The organism is Streptomyces sp. NPDC020875 (genome assembly GCF_040641415.1).
Taxonomy (GTDB): domain Bacteria; phylum Actinomycetota; class Actinomycetes; order Streptomycetales; family Streptomycetaceae; genus Streptomyces.
The window spans coordinates 37429-54552 of record NZ_JBFADP010000021.1; the positions used below are offsets into that span (position 1 = coordinate 37429).

20 protein-coding genes are annotated in these 17124 nt (G+C 73.1%); 4 read left to right on the forward strand and 16 right to left on the reverse strand.

Annotated elements, in window-relative coordinates:
- Window positions 1-47: 47 nt before the first annotated feature.
- Complete coding sequence (locus AB0G74_RS14430) at window positions 48-1046, reverse strand: winged helix-turn-helix domain-containing protein (RefSeq protein ID WP_361145315.1); 999 nt, start codon at window positions 1044-1046, stop codon at window positions 48-50.
- 323 nt (window positions 1047-1369) lie between these two features.
- Between AB0G74_RS14430 and AB0G74_RS14435 the strand changes: the two genes are divergently transcribed.
- Window positions 1370-1537 carry a hypothetical protein gene (locus AB0G74_RS14435; protein ID WP_361145143.1) on the forward strand — a complete coding sequence of 56 codons (168 nt, stop codon included), beginning with the start codon at window positions 1370-1372 and terminating at the stop codon, window positions 1535-1537.
- Between the two features lie 139 nt (window positions 1538-1676).
- On the opposite strand, the gene AB0G74_RS14440 is transcribed toward AB0G74_RS14435, so the two are convergent.
- The 3 genes from AB0G74_RS14440 to AB0G74_RS14450 are packed head-to-tail and all read right to left on the reverse strand — an operon-like array spanning window position 1677 to window position 4796.
- Window positions 1677-3005, reverse strand: a complete 1329-nt coding sequence (locus AB0G74_RS14440; RefSeq protein WP_361145145.1) for a GNAT family N-acetyltransferase — start codon at window positions 3003-3005, stop codon at window positions 1677-1679.
- Window positions 3006-3028: 23 nt separating this feature from the next.
- Window positions 3029-4030 (reverse strand): asparaginase, encoded by a 1002-nt coding sequence (locus AB0G74_RS14445; RefSeq protein WP_361145148.1) that lies wholly within the window; start codon window positions 4028-4030, stop codon window positions 3029-3031.
- A gap of 52 nt (window positions 4031-4082) precedes the next feature.
- A complete protein-coding gene (locus AB0G74_RS14450; RefSeq protein ID WP_361145151.1) occupies window positions 4083-4796 on the reverse strand; it encodes a hypothetical protein in 714 nt (237 codons plus the stop codon).
- 152 nt (window positions 4797-4948) lie between these two features.
- Between AB0G74_RS14450 and dtd the strand changes: the two genes are divergently transcribed.
- Entirely contained in the window at window positions 4949-5386 is a 438-nt protein-coding gene (gene dtd, locus AB0G74_RS14455; RefSeq protein ID WP_358823165.1) for a D-aminoacyl-tRNA deacylase, read from the forward strand.
- A gap of 70 nt (window positions 5387-5456) precedes the next feature.
- On the opposite strand, the gene AB0G74_RS14460 is transcribed toward dtd, so the two are convergent.
- From AB0G74_RS14460 to AB0G74_RS14485, 6 genes are all read right to left on the reverse strand, one after another.
- The gene (locus AB0G74_RS14460) at window positions 5457-6449 is read right to left on the reverse strand and encodes a folate-binding protein (RefSeq protein WP_361145154.1); all 993 of its coding nucleotides are present in this window, start codon (window positions 6447-6449) and stop codon (window positions 5457-5459) included.
- 136 nt (window positions 6450-6585) lie between these two features.
- Window positions 6586-7119, reverse strand: a complete 534-nt coding sequence (locus tag AB0G74_RS14465) for a transcriptional repressor (protein WP_361145157.1) — start codon at window positions 7117-7119, stop codon at window positions 6586-6588.
- An 87-nt stretch (window positions 7120-7206) separates the two neighbouring features.
- Complete coding sequence (locus AB0G74_RS14470) at window positions 7207-7779, reverse strand: FABP family protein (protein WP_358823168.1); 573 nt, start codon at window positions 7777-7779, stop codon at window positions 7207-7209.
- Window positions 7780-8136: 357 nt separating this feature from the next.
- Window positions 8137-9081: a hypothetical protein gene (locus AB0G74_RS14475; protein ID WP_361145160.1), complete on the reverse strand. Its 945-nt coding sequence runs from the start codon at window positions 9079-9081 to the stop codon at window positions 8137-8139.
- Entirely contained in the window at window positions 9078-9821 is a 744-nt protein-coding gene (locus tag AB0G74_RS14480) for a hypothetical protein (protein WP_361145162.1), read from the reverse strand. The genes AB0G74_RS14475 and AB0G74_RS14480 overlap by 4 nt, the downstream gene beginning before the upstream one ends.
- Window positions 9818-10210, reverse strand: a complete 393-nt coding sequence (locus tag AB0G74_RS14485) for a hypothetical protein (RefSeq protein WP_361145164.1) — start codon at window positions 10208-10210, stop codon at window positions 9818-9820. The genes AB0G74_RS14480 and AB0G74_RS14485 overlap by 4 nt, the downstream gene beginning before the upstream one ends.
- Before the next feature lie 476 nt (window positions 10211-10686).
- Here AB0G74_RS14485 and AB0G74_RS14490 point away from each other — a divergent pair, with 476 nt between their 5' ends.
- On the forward strand, window positions 10687-11049 hold the full coding sequence (locus tag AB0G74_RS14490; RefSeq protein ID WP_361145167.1) for a DsrE family protein: 363 nt from the start codon (window positions 10687-10689) through the stop codon (window positions 11047-11049).
- A 30-nt stretch (window positions 11050-11079) separates the two neighbouring features.
- On the opposite strand, the gene AB0G74_RS14495 is transcribed toward AB0G74_RS14490, so the two are convergent.
- The 4 genes from AB0G74_RS14495 to AB0G74_RS14510 all read right to left on the reverse strand — a co-directional run bounded on the left by AB0G74_RS14495 (window position 11080) and on the right by AB0G74_RS14510 (window position 13140).
- Entirely contained in the window at window positions 11080-11400 is a 321-nt protein-coding gene (locus AB0G74_RS14495; RefSeq protein ID WP_361145170.1) for a DUF3099 domain-containing protein, read from the reverse strand.
- Between the two features lie 151 nt (window positions 11401-11551).
- Entirely contained in the window at window positions 11552-11839 is a 288-nt protein-coding gene (locus AB0G74_RS14500; protein WP_004986406.1) for a DUF1416 domain-containing protein, read from the reverse strand.
- A 66-nt stretch (window positions 11840-11905) separates the two neighbouring features.
- Window positions 11906-12751: a sulfurtransferase gene (locus AB0G74_RS14505; protein ID WP_361145173.1), complete on the reverse strand. Its 846-nt coding sequence runs from the start codon at window positions 12749-12751 to the stop codon at window positions 11906-11908.
- A 305-nt stretch (window positions 12752-13056) separates the two neighbouring features.
- Window positions 13057-13140: a putative leader peptide gene (locus tag AB0G74_RS14510; protein WP_350807544.1), complete on the reverse strand. Its 84-nt coding sequence runs from the start codon at window positions 13138-13140 to the stop codon at window positions 13057-13059.
- Between the two features lie 228 nt (window positions 13141-13368).
- Between AB0G74_RS14510 and AB0G74_RS14515 the strand changes: the two genes are divergently transcribed.
- Complete coding sequence (locus AB0G74_RS14515) at window positions 13369-14034, forward strand: TetR/AcrR family transcriptional regulator (RefSeq protein WP_361145175.1); 666 nt, start codon at window positions 13369-13371, stop codon at window positions 14032-14034.
- Between the two features lie 504 nt (window positions 14035-14538).
- Here AB0G74_RS14515 and AB0G74_RS14520 read toward each other — a convergent pair.
- The gene (locus AB0G74_RS14520) at window positions 14539-15291 is read right to left on the reverse strand and encodes a DUF2993 domain-containing protein (protein ID WP_361145178.1); all 753 of its coding nucleotides are present in this window, start codon (window positions 15289-15291) and stop codon (window positions 14539-14541) included.
- A 168-nt stretch (window positions 15292-15459) separates the two neighbouring features.
- Window positions 15460-16911: a hypothetical protein gene (locus AB0G74_RS14525; RefSeq protein ID WP_361145319.1), complete on the reverse strand. Its 1452-nt coding sequence runs from the start codon at window positions 16909-16911 to the stop codon at window positions 15460-15462.
- Window positions 16912-17124: the final 213 nt, after the last annotated feature.

The following is a 17124-nucleotide window of genomic DNA, read 5'->3' on the forward strand; positions in this document are numbered from 1 at the left end:
ACGGGTGGTACGGACAGCGGCGCGCGACCTGCGTCCGCCGCCCCTGTCTAAGCGCCCCCGCCCCCGGCTCCGGGCCCGGCCCCCGAGGTCCCTCCGGTGCCGCCCGTCACGCCCGCCGGGTCGCCGTACGGTTCGTCGGCGGGCTCCTTGCCCATCAGCTGCCAGGTCGCGTCGAAGTACTTCTGCGCGGCCTGGACGATGCCGGACTGTTCGGGCGCCGAGTCACGGAAGGGGAAGAGGGAGGCCCCGGTGCCGTACGAGTCGAGGATGGTCACCGTGTCGTAGTTCGGCGGGACCCTGACCGTGCCCTCGGTCGGAGGGTAGAAGCCCTGGAGGGCCAGTCGGCGGTTGAGGATGTAGAGCTTGATCTGGAGCGAGAACGGCACCAGCCGGGTCTCGACCGACACCTCCTCGACGAAGCCGCGGTCCAGCAGTTCGTAGAGGGACGACCGGAGCAGTGTCACATGGCTCTGGAGGATGCCCCGCAGCCTGGTGCGGACCCTCGGGTCGTCGCCGCCGTCGACCGGCCGGGGCATCGCGAGGTGGGGCGAGCGGGTGTCCGGCAGCAGCAGCCGGGCGGTGATGCTGCGGGGTGGCCGGATCCGGCCCGCGACGATGCGTTCCTTCTGGTCGGAGACCCTGGTCGCGAGGGATTCGGTGGTCATCGAGCAGACGTCGAGGGTGACTTCGGGGGCCTCGAACGCCTCCGCCAGATAGGGCTCCAGGATGACCGGGGAGACCCGGTCGGAGACGAAGACGTCGGTCTCGTCCAGGCCCTCGGCCCTGAGCCCGGATTCACCCTCGCCGCCCGGCCCGCCCTTGACGAAGGTACCGCTGCCCTGGCGGGTGACGATCAGACCCTCGTCGCGGAGCATCTCCAGCGCCTGGAGGACGGTGAAGCGGGAGACGCCGTACCGCTTGGCCAGGTCGTACTGGGTGGGGAGCCGCTCGTTGGGTCCGTAGGTCTTCTTGTTGATCTCCTTGCGCAGCTTGTCGGCCACCCGCCGGTACCGGTAGGTGGCTTCCCTCGGGATCGCCCCGTCCATCGTCACAGCACAACCTTACAACCCACGGCTGTACGGAGGCAGATGGTCCGCCCGAACCGCCACCCGCCGAACCGGGTTGGGAGTTGGACTCAGCCGGACGACCGACCGAAGACAGACAACCGGATGAGTTTGCCGCCCGCCCGGCCGGGAACATTGCTCGGACAGGTCAACCAGACTAATTTGTCTGGTAGTTGAGCAACCACAGCGGAGCCCGTGACAACCCCCGGCCCCGGCGGTGTCCCCCGTCGGCGGGCCGGCCACGCGCGTACGACGGTGTACGGGTCTCGGCGCCGCCCCGGCGGGATTCAGAAGGAGTGACGGCCATGACCCTGCTCACCATCGGGATCGAACAGCTCGTGCAATGGCGGTACGGAGTCGTCGCCGCCCTCGGTTTCACCCTGCTGGTCTGGGGCGTACGGACCGAGAACGCGACCCGGACCGGGATCGGCGGGCTGCTGCTGATCGGCCCGGCCCTCTCCCCCGGCACCTGACCCCGTGACCGGACCGACGGACCATCCAGCCGCCGGACCGACGGACGGCCGCACCGGCGGGTACCGGACCGCCACGACACGGGTTCGTCCGGACAACTTCGGAAAGTTGTCCGGACGAACCCGATGACCTGCGGGAACCTCAGAAGACGTCCGGGCACCACGGGCGGCGGGCGGTCCGGAACAGCCGCTCCGCCACCGCCGCCGCGCCCGGGCGCTCCTCCCGGACCGCGCCCAGGGCGGTCAGCCGTACCGGCGACGCGTCGCCCAGATAGAGGGAGCCCAGCTCACGGATGTCGAGGGTCAGTTCGGCGGCGTCCCCGGTCGGGACGCAGCTCGCCCCGTCGGGACCGGCCTCCAGCCGGAACCGGCCCTCGGCCAGGCCGAGTCCGTCGGTCACGCCGAGGACCAGGGAGCCCTCGCCCTCGTACGTCCGCCCCTCCAGCGCCCGGGTGACATCGAGGATCCGCAGCCAGAGGAAGTCCGCCTGGGTCTGGATCCTGGCGGCCCGCGGGTCCGGCAGCAGGTCCGGGAAGAGGTCGTCGGGGGCGCGCTCCCCCGAACGCACCCGGCTCGCCCAGTCCAGGGAGCAGACGTACTCCCACAGCGCCCGCTCGGCCGCCGTGGAGACCGTGAACAACTGCTGCACGGTGACCGTGTTGTCCGGCTGCTTGGCGTCGTCCCACTTGCGGTCGGAGGTGTAGGCGGCCAGGCCCTCCAGCTCCCCGGAGGCCGAGCGGTACGCCGCCCAGAACGGTTCGGTCCACGGCATGCTCGGTACCTGGATCTCGCCGGTGGCCAGCTTCCACCACCGCTCGTCGCGGGAGACCGCGCCCGGCTGCCCGGCGAGGAAGCGGCCGTACAGCTCGGGGGCGGTCTTGCGGACCTCTTCCAGCGGTACGAGATCGATCCGGCCGCCGTCCCGGGGGCCGGACCAGCGGCCGTCGAGTCCGGTCCTGGCCAGTTCGGCGGTCCACGCCGTGGCCTTGGTGGCGGGCCCGTAGCCGAACCGGCCGTAGATCAGGTATTCGGCGGCTATCAGCGTCGAGACCGGGGTGCCCGCCTCCTTGGCGGCGGCCAGGTCGGCCGTCATCATCCGGCTGAGCAGCCCCCGGCGGCGATGGGTCGGCGAGACGGTGACATTGGTGACCGCGTGCGACGGCAGGGTGCCGCCGGGAACCGCCAGCGTCTGGGGGAAGGAGCGGTACGTGGCGACGAACCGGCCGTCGTCCAGCGCGCCGGTCGTCCGGGCCAGGTCGACTCCGCCCCGGCGGCCCTCGATCTCGGCCTCCGCCGCCGACGGGGTGGAGAGGAAGCCGACGCCGACCGCCCTGATCCAGTCGGGGAACTCGTCCTCGGTGACGTTGCGGATCTCGATGCCGTCGCCCCGCCCGGAGGCGGCGGCGGTGGCGGTGGACGGGATGGTGTCGGTGGTGGGGGTGGGGGGTGTCGTGGCGTCGTCAGGGGTCATGCCTTCACGCTAGGCACAGCCCCTCAGAAAGTCGCCTCGATTTCTCCGACCTCGACGCCGCCGCCCAGCAGCGGCGCCCGGCGGATCCGCTCGACCACCGGCCCCGTCACGCCCATCAGCTCCAGGGCCCGGCCCAGGACGGGGCCGAGCGCCCGGGACGCCCCGTCGTCGATCTTGAAGGCGAGGGCCCGGCCGTCCGCGAGGGCCACGGCCTGGACTGCCTCGGCACCCATCTTCGACAGCGCCCCCGGTACTTCCCGCATCAGCCAGGTGTCGGCCCGCCGGGTGCCCGCCACATACTCCGGGTGGGCCCGCATCGCGTCCGCGACCCGCCGCCCGGCCGTGCCCTCGTCGGCCATGACGAGGGAGCGGAAGGAGCGGGCCAGGCCGGTCAGGCTGACCGCCATCAGCGGCGCCCCGCAGCCGTCGGTGCCGACGGCCGCGACGGGCTCGCCCGCGGCCTCCTCCACGGCCTCCCGGACCAGCCGCTGGATCGGGTGGTCCGGGTCGAGGTAGCTCGCCCGGTCCCAGCCGTTGAGGCCGCAGGCGGCGAGCCAGGCCGTGTGCTTGCCGGAGCAGTTCATGGTGATCGGCTCGCGGACCCGCCCGGCGGCGAGATAGCTCTCCGCCTCCCGGGGGTCCAGCGGCAGGTCGGGCGGGGTGAGCAGCTCGTCGGGCGCGATGTCGTACTCGGCGAGCATCCGCCGGACCAGCGCCAGGTGGAAGTCCTCGCCGGAGTGGCTGGCGGCGGCCACCGCGAGCCGCTCGCCGGAGAGGTCGAGCCCGGCCCTCAGGGTGGCCACGGCCTGCATGGGCTTGCCCGTGGAGCGGGGGAAGACGGGGGCGGTGACATCGCCGAGCGCCGTCTCGACCGTGCCGTCCGGGGCCAGCACGACGAGGGAGCCGCGGTGCCGTCCCTCCACGAACCCGGACCTTACGATTTCGGCCAGTACCGGCGATACGGTCCCGGAGCCACCGGCCCCGGGGGATATCCGGGGGACGGGGGAAACGGGGCTGGTACTCATCGCGGGGTGGCCTTCCGATGCGGTGGGGAAACCCGCCGCCGGAGGGATCGCCTCAGGTCAGCAGGTCGTCTACTTGTGCCTCGCCTTCACGGTACCTGCGGGCGATCTCGGCACCGCAATCGTCGGCTGTACGTTGCAACAATTGTCGCCGCAGGGATACCCGCCGCTCATATCCGGCCAGCTTCCCCATCGCGGCCGCCAGCTCGTCGTCGGTCCGCGCCCCCAGGTCGGACAGCTCGACGTCGGCGAGCATGTCGGCCGCGAGCCGCCGGTACTCCTCGCGGTGCGGGGTCGACACCGTCACATGGCGGGCCGAGGTGCGGTGGGCGGACGGGGCGTCGGCGAGGATCTCCGGGAGCCGGTCCACGACCCCCGGGTCCCGGCCCTCGTCCCGGCCACCGGGGTCGCGGTCGGCACCGTCCGCCGGGCCGCCGGGCGGCGGCCGGTGGCCGGTACGGCGGGCCACCTCGGCCCGGATGATGTCGATCCGCCCGTGCAGCAGCCGGCGGATGTAACTGAGGTCGGCCTCGTCGCGCTGCGAGCCCCGGAGCAGGGTCCGCAGCTCCGGCAGCCGCAGGGCGGACAGCTCGTACCGAGGGGGGTCGGGGAAGAGGTCGGCGGTCCGGCACTCCACCGCCTCGCGCTGCTGCGGCGGCCGGGCGGGACCGGCGCGGCCCGGGAGCTGCGGCGGGGGGTCGGAGTGGGGTGCGGGGCCGGTGGGCCCGGCCGGGTCGGCCGTCGTGTGCCCGGTGCCCGAAGTGCTCATAGTGGTCGTTCCGTCCCCTCAACCGGCGCGGAGGTCTCCCCCGGTCCCCGGAAGGCCGGGGCGGGGGCCGCGCCGCCTTGGTGCATCGTGCCATTGGGGAACCGTTCCACGCAGGTGCTCTGCACCCGTTCAGCCCCGATAGGTTGGGCTGTATGCGTGCGGTGGTACAGCGGGTCGACGGCGCGAGCGTCGACGTGACGGACGAGTCGGGGACCAGGACGGTCGGGGAGATCGTCGGCGAGGGGTTGTGCGTCCTGGTGGGCGTCACCCACGACGACACCCCCGCCCAGGCGGAGCGGCTGGCCAGGAAACTGTGGTCGCTGCGGATCCTCACGGACGAGCGGTCCTGCTCCGACGTGGGCGCGCCGCTGCTGGTGATCTCCCAGTTCACCCTCTACGGCGACGCCCGCAAGGGCCGCCGCCCCACCTGGAACGCGGCGGCCCCGGGGCCGGTCGCCGAACCCCTCGTGGACGAGGTGGTGGCCCGGCTGCGGGAGCTGGGGGCTCGGGTGGAGACGGGCCGGTTCGGCGCGAGTATGCGGGTGTCGCTGACGAACCAGGGCCCGTTCACGGTGCTGCTGGAGGTCTGAGCCGTAGGGCCCGTACGGCTCCGGAGTCGTACGGGCTCGGCGGGGGCGGACGGGCCCGGAACCGTACGGGCTACGGCTCGACCACGGTCTCCTGGGCCGCCGCCGTGTCCCCGGCCATCAGCTCGGCGTCGACCGGTACGTTCCGCTTCACCAGCGCCAGGGCGATCGGCCCCAGCTCGTGGTGGCGGGCCGAGGTGGTGACGAAGCCCAGCTTGCGGCCGTCCTCGCCGTCCGATGCGAGCCGGACCGGGGTACCGGGCCCGGGCAGATGGACATCGCTGCCGTCGAGGTGGAGGAAGACCAGCCGGCGCGGGGGCTTGCCCAGGTTCTGCACCCGGGCGACGGTCTCCTGCCCCCGGTAGCAGCCCTTCTGGAGGTGGACGGCCGAGCCGATCAGCCCCAGCTCGTGCGGAATGGTGCGGTGGTCGGTCTCGAAGCCGAGCCGGGGGCGGTGGGCCTCGACCCGCAGCGCCTCGTAGGCCAGGATCCCGGCGAGCGGCCCGTTGGCGTCGGCGTACGGCTCCAGCTCGGCCCGGGGCAGGAAGAGGTCCCGGCCGTACGGGGTCTCGCGGACGACGGCGCCGTCCGGGACGGGGGCGATGGAGCCCGCGGGCAGATGGACCACGGCGTACTCGTCGGTCCGGTCCGCGACCTCGACCCGGTAGAAGAAGACCATCGACTCCAGATAGGCGATCAGCTCGCCCCGGGTGCCGGGCTCGACATGGGCCCAGACGGTCTCGCCGTCGTCGACCAGGTAGAGCGCGTGCTCGATGTGCCCGTTGGAGGAGAGGATCAGCGCCTCGGTGGCCTGCCCGGGGGGCAGGTCCGTGACGTGCTGGGTGATCAGCAGATGCAGCCAGCTCAGCCGGTCCGGGCCGGTGACGGCGACGACACCCCGGTGGGAGAGGTCGACCAGGCCGGTGCCGTCGGCGAGGGCGGCTTGTTCACGGAAGAGGTCGCCGTAGTGCGCGGCCACGCCTTCGTCGGCCCCTTCGGCGGCGACGGCGCCGGGACGGGACAGCAGGGGGCTGGAGGGAGCCTTCGGGGTCTTCACATCGGCCATGGGAAAAGCCTACGACCCTACGGACGAAGACCCGGGGTCGCGGCCACCGAACCGGCCGCCGGATCGGTCTCCGGGCCTGCCGCCGGGCCTGCTCGCCAGCGGTGCGGGAGCCGGTGGGGGCCGGTGCGGGGCCCGGTCAGGAGCGCTTCCCGGCGCCCTTCGGCTTCGCCCGGGCGGCCCCCGCGCCGTCGCTCCCGTTCGCGCTCTCGCTCTCGCTCTCGCTCTCGCCGGACGATTCCGCGCCGGTCTCCTTCGCCGCCGTACAGGACCCGCAGCGGCCGAAGATCGCGAAGTGTTTGAGATCGGTGTCGAACCCGAACTCGCTCCGGAGCTTGGCGGCGAAATCGGCCGCGACACCGGCGTCGGGGGCGATGACCTCGGCACAGTCCCGGCAGACCAGATGGAGATGGTGGTGCCGGTCGGCGAGATGGTAGGCGGGGGCGCCGTGGCCGAGATGGGCGTGGGAGACCAGCCCCAGCTCCTCCAGCAGCTCCAGGGTCCGGTAGACGGTGGAGATGTTCACCCCGGACGCGGTCTTCCGCACCTCGCACAGGATGGCGTCCGGTGTGGCGTGCTTCAGTGTGCCGACAGCCTCCAGCACCAGCTGTCGCTGCGGAGTCAGCCGGTAGCCGCGCTTGCGCAGATCGCTCTGCCAGTCGGTGGTCACCACCCTCCCAGTGTAGGGACGGCGGCGGCGATCACCGGGCCGCCGACCGGGATCCGGTCACGGCCGGGGCCGTACCGGCCGGAAGGCGTCCTACTTGAAGAAGGCGATGCCGTCGTCGGGGAGGTCGCCCAGGTTCTTCGCCCAGTCGGCGACCTCTTCCGGGGTGACCGTCTTCTTCAGATGCGCCGACATGTACGGCCGCAGCGGCACCTCGGGGGTGGCCTTCTCGCCCACCCACATCAGGTCGCCCTTCACATAGCCGTAGAGCCGCTTGCCGCCGCTGTACGGGCCGGACGCGGCGGTCCGCGCGACCGCGTCCGTCGCCAGGTCGATCTGCGGCTTCTTGTCGGCCAGCTCGCCGTACCAGATCTCCACGACGCCCTGGTCCCGGACCATCACGACCTCGACCTTGCGGTCCTTGTCGATCCGCCAGTAGCCGTGCTCGCTCTCCAGCGGCCGGACCTTGTTGCCCTCGGCGTCCAGCACCCAGCTGTGCGAGGAGTACTCGACGAAGTCCCGGCCGTCGTGGGAGAAGGTGACCGACTGGCCGAAGTTGCACTTCTCCGAGCCCGGGAAGTCGGAGACGCCCGCGCCCTCCCAGGTACCGAGGAGGAAGGCGAGGGGGACGAGGTCCGGGTTGAGGTCGGACGGGATCTCGATCATGAGCGGCTATCCGTGGTGGGAGCGGGTGTTCCGGAAGGGGGCGGGGTCGGTCAGCGCTGACCCTGGTACAGCTTCTTCACGGCCAGCACGGCGAAGGCGGTGACGCCGACGCAGACCAGGACCAGAAGGGCCTCGAAGAATGCAATAAGCACGGAGTGCTCCTCGTTCGAGCGTGAGCGAATACGGCGGACCTACCGCGCCCCAGCCTAATGGGTCGGGCTCCGGCGGCCCCTGCGCGGGGCCCGTCCGGGTGGACCGGCGCCGCCCGGTGCCTCGTCCCGGGCGGCGCGTCGGGCGGCCGACCGGGCGTACGACCGGTCACCGGACCGGACGCCCGGCCGTACGCCGCCCCGGGCCTCAGCCCAGGAGCTGGTTCTGGAGGACCAGCGCCTGGTGGAAGGGGACGGCCGCGACCCCGGCCGCGCGCTCCTGGCGGACGAAGGCGACCGTGTCGCCCGCCAGGACGTACGCCTGCCGGACCCGGGGCCGCGCGGCTTCCTGCTCCCGGTAGGCGAACGCCTCGGTGCCCTCGGGACCCGCCGTGGCCTCCCACGCCGGATCGGCCTCCAGGGCGACCCCGCCCGAGAGCGGCCGGCCGGGCTCCGCGCCCGCCAGCAGCCGCGAACCGAGGAACCAGTCGGCGGCCCCTCCGGTGGGGAACCGCAGCAGATGGATCCGGGTCACCGTGCCGTCCGGCATCCGCCAGCCCCGGGCCGCGATATGCCGTACGCCCGTCTCGCGGAGCGCCAGCGTCACCTCCGCCCGCTCGTCGGGCGCGTACTCGGCGGCGTACCGCTGGGGCGTGATCCAGCCACCGGCCTGTCGCGGGTCGACGGCGGCGCCCTTCGGGGCGGGCAGCAGAAGGTCCCGTACGTCCGCGTGGTGGACGTTGTACTGGTTGTCGGGGTGGTACGGCCCCGGGACGCCCTCGGGGAGGGCGGGCAGGGCGAGGCGCGGATACTCCCACCGGCCGTCCGACCGGGTGGCGAGACCGGGCAGGTCCTCCCGGTCGGCGGCGGCGACGGCGACGGCGCTGCCCGCGCCGAACACGGCGAGGACGAGCCCGGCGACGGCCCACCGCGCGGCGGCGGACAGCCGCCGGGACGGCGGGGCGGGAACGGGCCCGGTGGCCTCGGCCGGGGCAACGGGTCCGGCGGCCTCGGCGGAGGCAACGGGCTCGGTCGGGGCAACAGGCCCAACGGCCCCGGTGGCCTCGGCGGAGGCAAGGGGCTCGGCGGCCTCAGCGGGCTCGGCCGGAGCAACGGGCTCGGTCGCCTCAGCGGGCTTCGCGGTGTCGGTCATGTGTTCTTCCCCGGTGAGGCGATCAGTTCCAGTTGGTGCCGCAGGACTTCGGTCACGGCGGTGTTCTCCCCGACGTCCTCCGCGCCGTAGGCGGAGACGAAGACCAGCAGGCCGCCCCGTTGGGCGGCGCACATGACGCCGTGCAGATCCTCCGGCGCCGGGTCCTCCACCAAGGGACCCGCGTGGCAGACCGCGTTCCCCAGCCCCGGGCCGAGCCGCTTCTCGGTCAGGGGCTGCCGCTTCATGGCGTCGACCCTGACCTTGTGCAGCAGTTCGGCCCGGCCGGGGTCCGCGAGCCGGACGAGACTCACGTCGATGACGACGCCGTCGTTCACGGACATGAACGAGCGGGAAGCGAGCCCCAGGACCCCTGCGGCCGGTATCCGCTTCTCGTAGTCCCGGCGGGCCTGTCCGGAGAGCCGGGCGCCCTCCGCGAGCATCCGGGCCTCGGCCTGCTCCTCGTTCAGTTCGGTGGCCGGTTCGGCCGGATCCGGCTGGGGGCCTTCGACGAAACCGACGGGCACCGGCAGCAGCAGCTTGCCGAGGGGCCCGGTCGGCGCCGGGGCGGAGCCGGGCTTCTGGTGCGCCGACGAGGCGGGCAGCTGCCCCCACAGCGGGGTGGGGACCGTGCGGTCGGCGGAGCCCGCGGTGTCCGCCGTGTACGCCACGGTCCCGCCGAGTACGGCGACGACGAGCCCGGCGGTCAGCAGGGTCCGCTTCCGGTTCCGGAAGGTGGTCACAGGCGCTCCAGCTGTCGTTCGGCGAGGCCGCGGATGAACGCCGCGGGGACGGGGGACTCGCTCTCCACCTCGATGTGGACGGCGATGTCGCCGACGTAGCCGACGGCGGACGCCGCGTGGGTGTCGACCCAGTCGCCGGGGCCCAGCACGTAGTACTTGCCGTCGCCGGTACCGCGCAGCGGACGGCCGTCGTTCAGCTCGTTCAGCTCCTCACGGAAGCCCGAGGTGTAGGCCGTCGCCCCCAGGTGCTCCCGGAACTGGAGCAGGGAGACCTCGACGAACCGCCCGTCGGCATCGATCCAGGAGCGGTGCGCGATCCGGCGTACGCCGTTGTGGAGCAGCCCGCCGAAGACATACCGCGGATCACCGAACCGGTCGGCGTACTCCATGGCCGTCAGCCAGCCGTCCCGGGTCGCCAGCGCCGTCCGGCCCGAGGTCTTGCCCGGCTTCGGCAGCAGCAGCCGGGTGAGATCGCCCTCGGTGGTGACCCGGCGGCCTTCAGCGGCGGCCGGGAGACCGCCCCCGGCAGCGGCTTCGGGGGGTACGCGAGCCCCGGCGCGCTGAGCGCCGGAAGCGGGGCGGGTTCCCGGCCCGCCTGGACCGTGTAGCCGACCGCCGTACCCACGGCCGTACCCAGGACGGCCGCGACCGCGACGAGGACCGTCGTCGCCCGCGTCCTCGACCGGCCCCCGGCCGCCGCTCCCGGCACTTCCGTCACTTCCGGCGCGCCCGGTCTTCCGGACGGCGCGCCGCCTTCCTCGTACTCCACGAACCCCCCAGGGCCATCGCTGTGCGTCAGGTGCCGAGGTATAGCGGAGAAATCCCGCCAACGTCATACGGATTCGGCCCGGACTACAGTTCCGGCATGGCCAAGAAGCTCGTGATCAAGGTAACCGCCGGTGCCGACGCGCCCGAGCGGTGCTCGCAGGCGTTCACCGTCGCCGCCGTCGCCGCCGCCAGCGGGGTCGAGGTCTCCCTCTGGCTGACCGGGGAATCGGCGTGGTTCGCGCTGCCCGGGAAGGCCGCCGAGTTCGAGCTGCCGCACGCGGCGCCGCTGCCGGAGCTGATCGACGCGGTGCTGGCGGCGGGGGGTGTGACCTTGTGCACACAGTGTGCGGCGCGGCGTGATATCACCGAGAAGGACGTGCTGGAGGGCGTACGGATCGCGGGGGCGCAGGTCTTCGTACAAGAAGCGATGGGCGACGGCGTACAGGCCCTCGTCTACTGAGAGTCCCCGCCCCGATGCCGGGAGCGGGGGTCAGTTCGGGCCGTCGTCGCCGTGTTCCTCGCGGCGGCGGCGCTCCCGTTCGGCCGCGGAGTCGCCGGGGCGGCGTTTGCCGTCGAGTTCGTCCCACCACTCGTCGGACTGGGGATCGCCGGAGGGGTCGTCCCACCAGCGGTCGTCGGGACCCCGGCGGTTGGCGATCATCGCCGCGATCGGCGGGATGACCATGGCCACCACGCACATCCCGACGGCGACCGGGACGGACCAGAGGCGTACGAAGGCCCAGGCGGATACGAAGAGGACCAGACATCCGCCCATGAGCAGGAAATAGGCGCGTCGCCGCCGTGCGTACACAACTCAAGGGTACGGCGGACGGGCCCGTCGGGACCGGAACCGTACGCCCGGAAAAAGGCCGGAGGGCCGCACCCGGACCCAGTGGCGTCCAACCCCTGGGGTGCGGCCCTCCGGCACGCCTGCCGCCGTGTGGCGTACGGCGTGGCGTACGTCAGACGGCGATGGCGACCTCCGCCAGGCCGCCCTGCTGGGCGACGACGGTACGGTCCGCGGTGCCGCCGGGCACCAGGGCGCGTACGGTCCACGTGCCCTCGGCCGCGTAGAAGCGGAACTGGCCCGTGGCCGAGGTCGGGACCTCGGCGGTGAACTCGCCGGTCGAGTCCAGCAGCCGGACGTAACCGGTGACGGGCTCGCCGTCGCGGGTCACCTGGCCCTGGATGGTGGTCTCACCGGGCTTGATCGTCGAGGCGTCGGGCCCTCCGGCCTTGGCTCCACACATAACAGCTCTCCTACTGATCCTGCTGACGTACGGTCTGTTGTCCGCCGGGGTGTCGGCCCGGGCGGATTACTTGGCGGCGCCCAGCTCGATCGGCACGCCGACGAGGGAGCCGTACTCGGTCCACGAGCCGTCGTAGTTCTTGACGTTCTCCACACCCAGCAGCTCGTGCAGGACGAACCAGGTCAGGGCGGAGCGCTCACCGATGCGGCAGTAGGCGATGGTGTCCTTCGCCAGGTCGACCTGCTCGTCGGTGTAGAGCGCCTTCAGCTGCTCGTCCGACTTGAAGGTGCCGTCGTCGTTGGCGTTCTTGGACCACGGGATGTTGCGGGCGCTCGGCACGTGGCCGGGGCGCTGCGACTGCTCCTGCGGCAGGTGCGCCGGGGCGAGCAGCTTGCCGCTGAACTCGTCGGGGGAGCGCACGTCGACCAGGTTCTGGGTGCCGATCGCGGAGACGACGTCGTCCCGGAAGGCGCGGATGGCGGTGTTCTGCGCCTGCGCCTTGTACTCGGTGGCCGCGCGGTCGGGCACCTGGGAGCCGTCGACCAGGTCGCGGGAGTCCAGCTCCCACTTCTTGCGGCCGCCGTCGAGGAGCTTGACGTCCTGGTGGCCGTAGAGCTTGAAGTACCAGTAGGCGTACGAGGCGAACCAGTTGTTGTTGCCGCCGTAGAGGACGACCGTGGTGTCGTTGGCGATCCCCTTCGCCGACAGCAGGCGCTCGAAGCCGTCCTGGTCGATGAAGTCACGCCGGACCGGGTCCTGGAGGTCCTTCGTCCAGTCGATCCGGATGGCGTTCCGGATGTGGTTCTTGTCGTACGCCGACGTGTCCTCGTCGACCTCCACGATCGCGACCTTCGGGTCGTCGAGGTGGGCCTCGACCCAGTCGGCGTCTACGAGGACGTCGCTGCGGCTCATGTTCCTTCTCCTCCGGGGCAGTTGCGGCGGTGTGGTGCCAAGGTGGCCCGGGCATCGCGCTGTGGTGCGGTGGCCGGTCGGTGATGCGGTGGACTGTGCGGTGCGTTGTGCGGCGTACCAGTGGCCGGCGAACGGCGGTCGGGCCTTGCGGGGTGCTCTCCCGGGGCTGCGATGCCCGGCGACGGGCGCCGGGCGGCGTACGACGGTCGGTGGAACGGGCGCGGTACGGGGACCGCACAGTCGGCGGCGGCCCTGATCGGCGGTTCAGCGGTCGAAGGGCCAGGGGCGCGGAAGCGGGCTCCCGCTCAGACGGCGCGACAGAGCATGGCGGCGACGCGGCACAGGTCTACTGCCCGCCGCTTCGTGAGGTCCGCCTGTCGCTGCTTCATGCGTCCGATCGTAGGGACGACTCGGCCGGGATGTCACCGGTGTGTCGCATATTGAGACTCGATCGTCCGCCATGCGGAATTTGCCAAGGTCATCCGAGGTGGCGGAGGTCGGCGGCCGACCGCCCCGACAGCCGGTGTCCGCCCGCCGGTCAGACGTGTCTCACCATGCGGCCCGGCGGGCGGGCTTCTGTAGTGGACGTTCTATCCAGCGCCTGTATCGTGGTCCGGATGAAGACCAGGGCCCGGCACGACGCGACGACGGACACGACCCCCGCTCCCGGTTCCTCCGGCGCGGCCGGGGAGCCGGAGGCGCCCGGGACGCGGGAGCGGATCATCCGCGCGGCGTCCCTGCTGATGCAGCGGCAGGGGTACGACGCCACGGCGATCAAGCAGATCTCCCAGGAGGCGGCGGCCACCCTCGGCTCCGTCTACCACTTCTTCCCCGGCGGCAAACAAGAGCTGGCGGTGGCGGCCGTCCGGCGCGGCGACGACGAGTTCGCGGAGATCCTCGCCGAGATGCTCGACGCGGAGGACGACCCGGCGGCGGCGATCGTCGCACTCACCGCGAGCCTCGCCGACGGACTCGCCGCCTCCGACTGGGCCGACGGCTGCCCCGTCACCGCGACGGCCCTCGGCACGGCGGGCCGGCTCCCCGACATCCGCGACGCGGCCGACGCGGCGTTCGAACGGTGGCAGGGCCTGGTCGCCGCGAAGCTCAAGGCGGCGGGGGTCGCGGACGGGGAGGCGGACGACCTGGCGTGCACGGTGATCAGCACGCTGGAGGGGGCGGAGTTCGCGTCCCAGGTGGCCCGCAGCGCCCGCCCGCTCCACGTGGCGGGCCGCCACCTGGCCCGCCTCATCACCCTGACCCTCCCGTCGGCGCCGGACGCCTGATCCCCACTCCTCAAGACCGATGCCCGGGAGGGGCTTTCAGGGGCGCGGGAACTGCGCGACCAGCCACGCACGGTCCGCAGACCGACGCCTGCCCCCGTTGGCAGACGCGACCGCCCCTTGGGGTACGGCAACGCGCCGTAGGGCGTGATGTGGTGTTCCGGCTCACCGTCGCCGGTGGTTGCTCGCGCAGTTCCTCCCCCTATGCCTTCGGCAATGGGGGGACCCCCAGCGCCTTGGCCCTCCACGTGAGGCCCACAACCCCGGATCTCGCCCAGCAGCCTGATGTTGTCGGCGGTCCGCACCACCGCCGTGGCTGGTCGCGCAGTTCCCCGCGCCCCCAAAAGCCTCTCCCCGGCCCCGCCCCTGAGTAAGAGGGCCCGTCTCTCTCCGAGGGCGGCGAGAGGGGCAACCAGAGGCTCGGGGAACTGCGAGACAAGCCACGGACGGGCCGCGGACCGCGAACAACACCAGGGCGCCGGGCGGAACCCGGTTGTCGGGGTGCGGTCAGCCGATCAGGGAGACGTCGCGGCCCTGGCCCTTGAAGTGCAGGCCCTGCTCCGTCGCCGACACCTGGTCCAGCTTCAGCGGCGTCGGCAGGCCCTCCAGGGTGAGGTCGTAGTCGAGTACGTCACGGAGGAGTCCGTGCAGCCCGGGGATGGGGATCCCGCCGGGCAGGCTCTCCGCGGTGAGCCGTACCGTCTTCCCGTCCACCAGCTGGACCTTGCTGTACACGGTCACTTCCTGGTTGAGCAGGTCCCCGAGTCCGCTGCCGCCGCTCGACCGGTCGGACCCCTTGAGCAGGTCCATCAGCGGCCCGACGACCTTGACCTGTCCCTGCGCGGCCCGTTCGGGGCCCGCGTAGGCGATGGTGGCGCCCTGGGGGGCGGCCCGGGTGAGGTCCTCGTACGTCACCCGGCCGGAGCCGTCGGCCGTACCCGCGACGGCGGACGAGAAGTTGCTGTCGAACTTCACATCGGCCAGCTCCGCCTTGACCTCGGTGATCTTCACCGGGCGCCCGTCGGCGGTGGCCTCGACACCCTTCAGGCTGACCTCGACCTCGTCCAGGCTCTTCCCGGCGACCTGGGTCAGGAAGGGAAAGCCGTTGATGGAGACGTCGGGTGTCTTCGAGAGCCCCTGGCTGGTGCGGACCTTGTCCGCGACCTCGGACTCGGCGTAATTCACGGCGATACGGTCGGCGGCGACGAACAGACCGCCGAGGACGACCGCCGTGATCAGGGATATTCGTAGCGCGCGCATGATCCGGTGCCCCCTCCTCATGATCCGGCTGACACCGGCTGATGGCTGACGGCCCGGGCGTTCAGGGCCTGTTAGTGATCGACGTACGGCCGTGAGGGATGGTTCCGGCGGGAGAGGTGGTACGGCTCACCTCTCCCGCCGGCTCACCTCTCCCGCCGGACCGCGATTTCAGGCCAGGACGCGCCCGACGAGGTAGACCCCGGGCGCCGCGAGCGCCAGCGGCAGGGCGACACCGGCGGTGAAGTGGACGAACCGCGACGGGTAGTCGTAGCTGGCGACCCGCAGGCCCACCAGGGCGAGCAGCCCGGCCGCGGCGCCGAGGACGATGGCCTTGACGCCGTAGTCGGTCAGCGCGCCCGCGGCGGCACCGGCACCGGCGGCGGCCAGTACGGCGAGCGCCCCGGGGTCGGCCCACGGCGTCGGCAGGGCCCGGACGAAGGTCGCGGCGGCGACCGCGATCCCGCCGACGATCACCGCGTCGGGCGCGGCGGCCAGATAGCCGGTGGCGACGATGGTGAACGCGGCGGCCGCCACGGTCGCCATCAGGCCGTACATCCGCTCGTCCGGGGAGGCGTGGCTGCGCAGCTGGAGGACGACGGTGATCAGGACCCAGGCCCCGAGGGTGCCGAGGATCGCGGCGGGCCCGTCGTCGCGCCCGGCGGCCAGCAGTACGCCGTCGGCGACGAGGCCGCCCGCGAAGGCGAGGGCGATGCCCTGGCGCGCGGGCCACATCCCGTTGAGCCGGAACCAGCCCGCGGCGGTGACGGCCTGGAGCAGTACGAGCGGGATCAGCAGTCCGTACGGGCCGAGGGCGGCGCCCCCGGCGAGCAGCAGTCCGAGTCCGGCGGTGAGCGCGGCGGGCTGGATCCCGGGCGCGATGATCGGCGACCGGCCTTCGGCCCTGGCGCGCTGGGCGTCGGTGATCCGGGCGTTGCCGGTGGTGGTGGGCGCGCTGTAGCCGGTGGTGTCGGCGGCGCGCGCGCCGGGCGCGGCGGCCGGGGGTACGGCTCCGGGCGCCTCGGGCGGCAGGGGGTACGCCCCGCCGCCCTGCCGGGGGCCGGGCGCGTTGCCGGGGACGGGACGCAGCAGCGCCGTCTGTTCGGCGGCGGCTTCCGGCCCGGGGGCGTGCGCGGGCGCGTTCCCCGGCGGGGTCGCGGGGGTGTTCGTCGTGGGGGCGTTCGTCGCGGGCGGGTTCGCGCCCCGGCGCCGGGCCCGCCGACCACCACCGGGCGGCGGCGTGGGCGCGGATGCGGGAGCGGGCGCGACGGAGCCGTACGCCTGGCCGCCCGGCATGGGCTGGGGCGCGCCGGGACCGCCGTGGCCGCCGGTCACGGGCGGAAGATAGGCCGTCTGCTCGGCGGCCGAACCGGGACCACCGGGCGCCCCGGGGCCGGAGCCGTACGCCTGGCCACCGGGCATCGGCTGCTGTCCGGGGCCGCCGGGACCACCGGGCACGGGCGGCAGATACGCCGTCTGCTCGGCGGCCGACCCGGGACCACCGGGCGCACCGGGGCCAGTGCCGTACGCCTGGCCACCGGGCGTCGGCGGCGCGTACGGCGCCTGCCCCGCGGGTGCGCCGGGCGTGCCGGGATGGAAGACGTATCCCTGGCCACCGGGCATCGGCTGCTGTCCGGGGCCGCCGGGACCGCCGGGCACGGGCGGGAGATACGCCGTCTGCTCGGCAGCGGACCCGGGACCACCGGGACCACCGAAACCAGGGCCGGGGCCGGGGCCGCCCGGGATCGGGGGAAGATACGCGGTCTGCTCGGCGGCGGACCCGGGGCCGCCGGGAGCGGCGGGACCACCGAAGCCGGAGCCCTGCGGCGCGTAGGG

Excerpts from the sequence above, each read along its gene's own strand:
- dtd (WP_358823165.1), top strand. The coding sequence starts at position 4,949 with ATGCGTGCGGTGGTACAGCGGGTCGACGGCGCGAGCGTCGACGTGACG.
- AB0G74_RS14520 (WP_361145178.1), bottom strand. The coding sequence starts at position 15,291 with ATGCGCGCGCTACGAATATCCCTGATCACGGCGGTCGTCCTCGGCGGT.
- AB0G74_RS14470 (WP_358823168.1), bottom strand. The coding sequence starts at position 7,779 with ATGATCGAGATCCCGTCCGACCTCAACCCGGACCTCGTCCCCCTCGCC.
- AB0G74_RS14450 (WP_361145151.1), bottom strand. The coding sequence starts at position 4,796 with ATGAGCACTTCGGGCACCGGGCACACGACGGCCGACCCGGCCGGGCCC.
- AB0G74_RS14440 (WP_361145145.1), bottom strand. The coding sequence starts at position 3,005 with ATGACCCCTGACGACGCCACGACACCCCCCACCCCCACCACCGACACC.
- AB0G74_RS14445 (WP_361145148.1), bottom strand. The coding sequence starts at position 4,030 with ATGAGTACCAGCCCCGTTTCCCCCGTCCCCCGGATATCCCCCGGGGCC.
- AB0G74_RS14430 (WP_361145315.1), bottom strand. The coding sequence starts at position 1,046 with ATGGACGGGGCGATCCCGAGGGAAGCCACCTACCGGTACCGGCGGGTG.
- AB0G74_RS14460 (WP_361145154.1), bottom strand. The coding sequence starts at position 6,449 with ATGGCCGATGTGAAGACCCCGAAGGCTCCCTCCAGCCCCCTGCTGTCC.
- AB0G74_RS14435 (WP_361145143.1), top strand. The coding sequence starts at position 1,370 with ATGACCCTGCTCACCATCGGGATCGAACAGCTCGTGCAATGGCGGTAC.
- AB0G74_RS14475 (WP_361145160.1), bottom strand. The coding sequence starts at position 9,081 with ATGACCGACACCGCGAAGCCCGCTGAGGCGACCGAGCCCGTTGCTCCG.
- AB0G74_RS14510 (WP_350807544.1), bottom strand. The coding sequence starts at position 13,140 with ATGAAGCAGCGACAGGCGGACCTCACGAAGCGGCGGGCAGTAGACCTG.
- AB0G74_RS14500 (WP_004986406.1), bottom strand. The coding sequence starts at position 11,839 with ATGTGTGGAGCCAAGGCCGGAGGGCCCGACGCCTCGACGATCAAGCCC.
- AB0G74_RS14485 (WP_361145164.1), bottom strand. The coding sequence starts at position 10,210 with ATGGAGTACGCCGACCGGTTCGGTGATCCGCGGTATGTCTTCGGCGGG.
- AB0G74_RS14505 (WP_361145173.1), bottom strand. The coding sequence starts at position 12,751 with ATGAGCCGCAGCGACGTCCTCGTAGACGCCGACTGGGTCGAGGCCCAC.
- AB0G74_RS14525 (WP_361145319.1), bottom strand. The coding sequence starts at position 16,911 with ATGCCCGGTGGCCAGGGATACGTCTTCCATCCCGGCACGCCCGGCGCA.
- AB0G74_RS14515 (WP_361145175.1), top strand. The coding sequence starts at position 13,369 with ATGAAGACCAGGGCCCGGCACGACGCGACGACGGACACGACCCCCGCT.
- AB0G74_RS14490 (WP_361145167.1), top strand. The coding sequence starts at position 10,687 with ATGGCCAAGAAGCTCGTGATCAAGGTAACCGCCGGTGCCGACGCGCCC.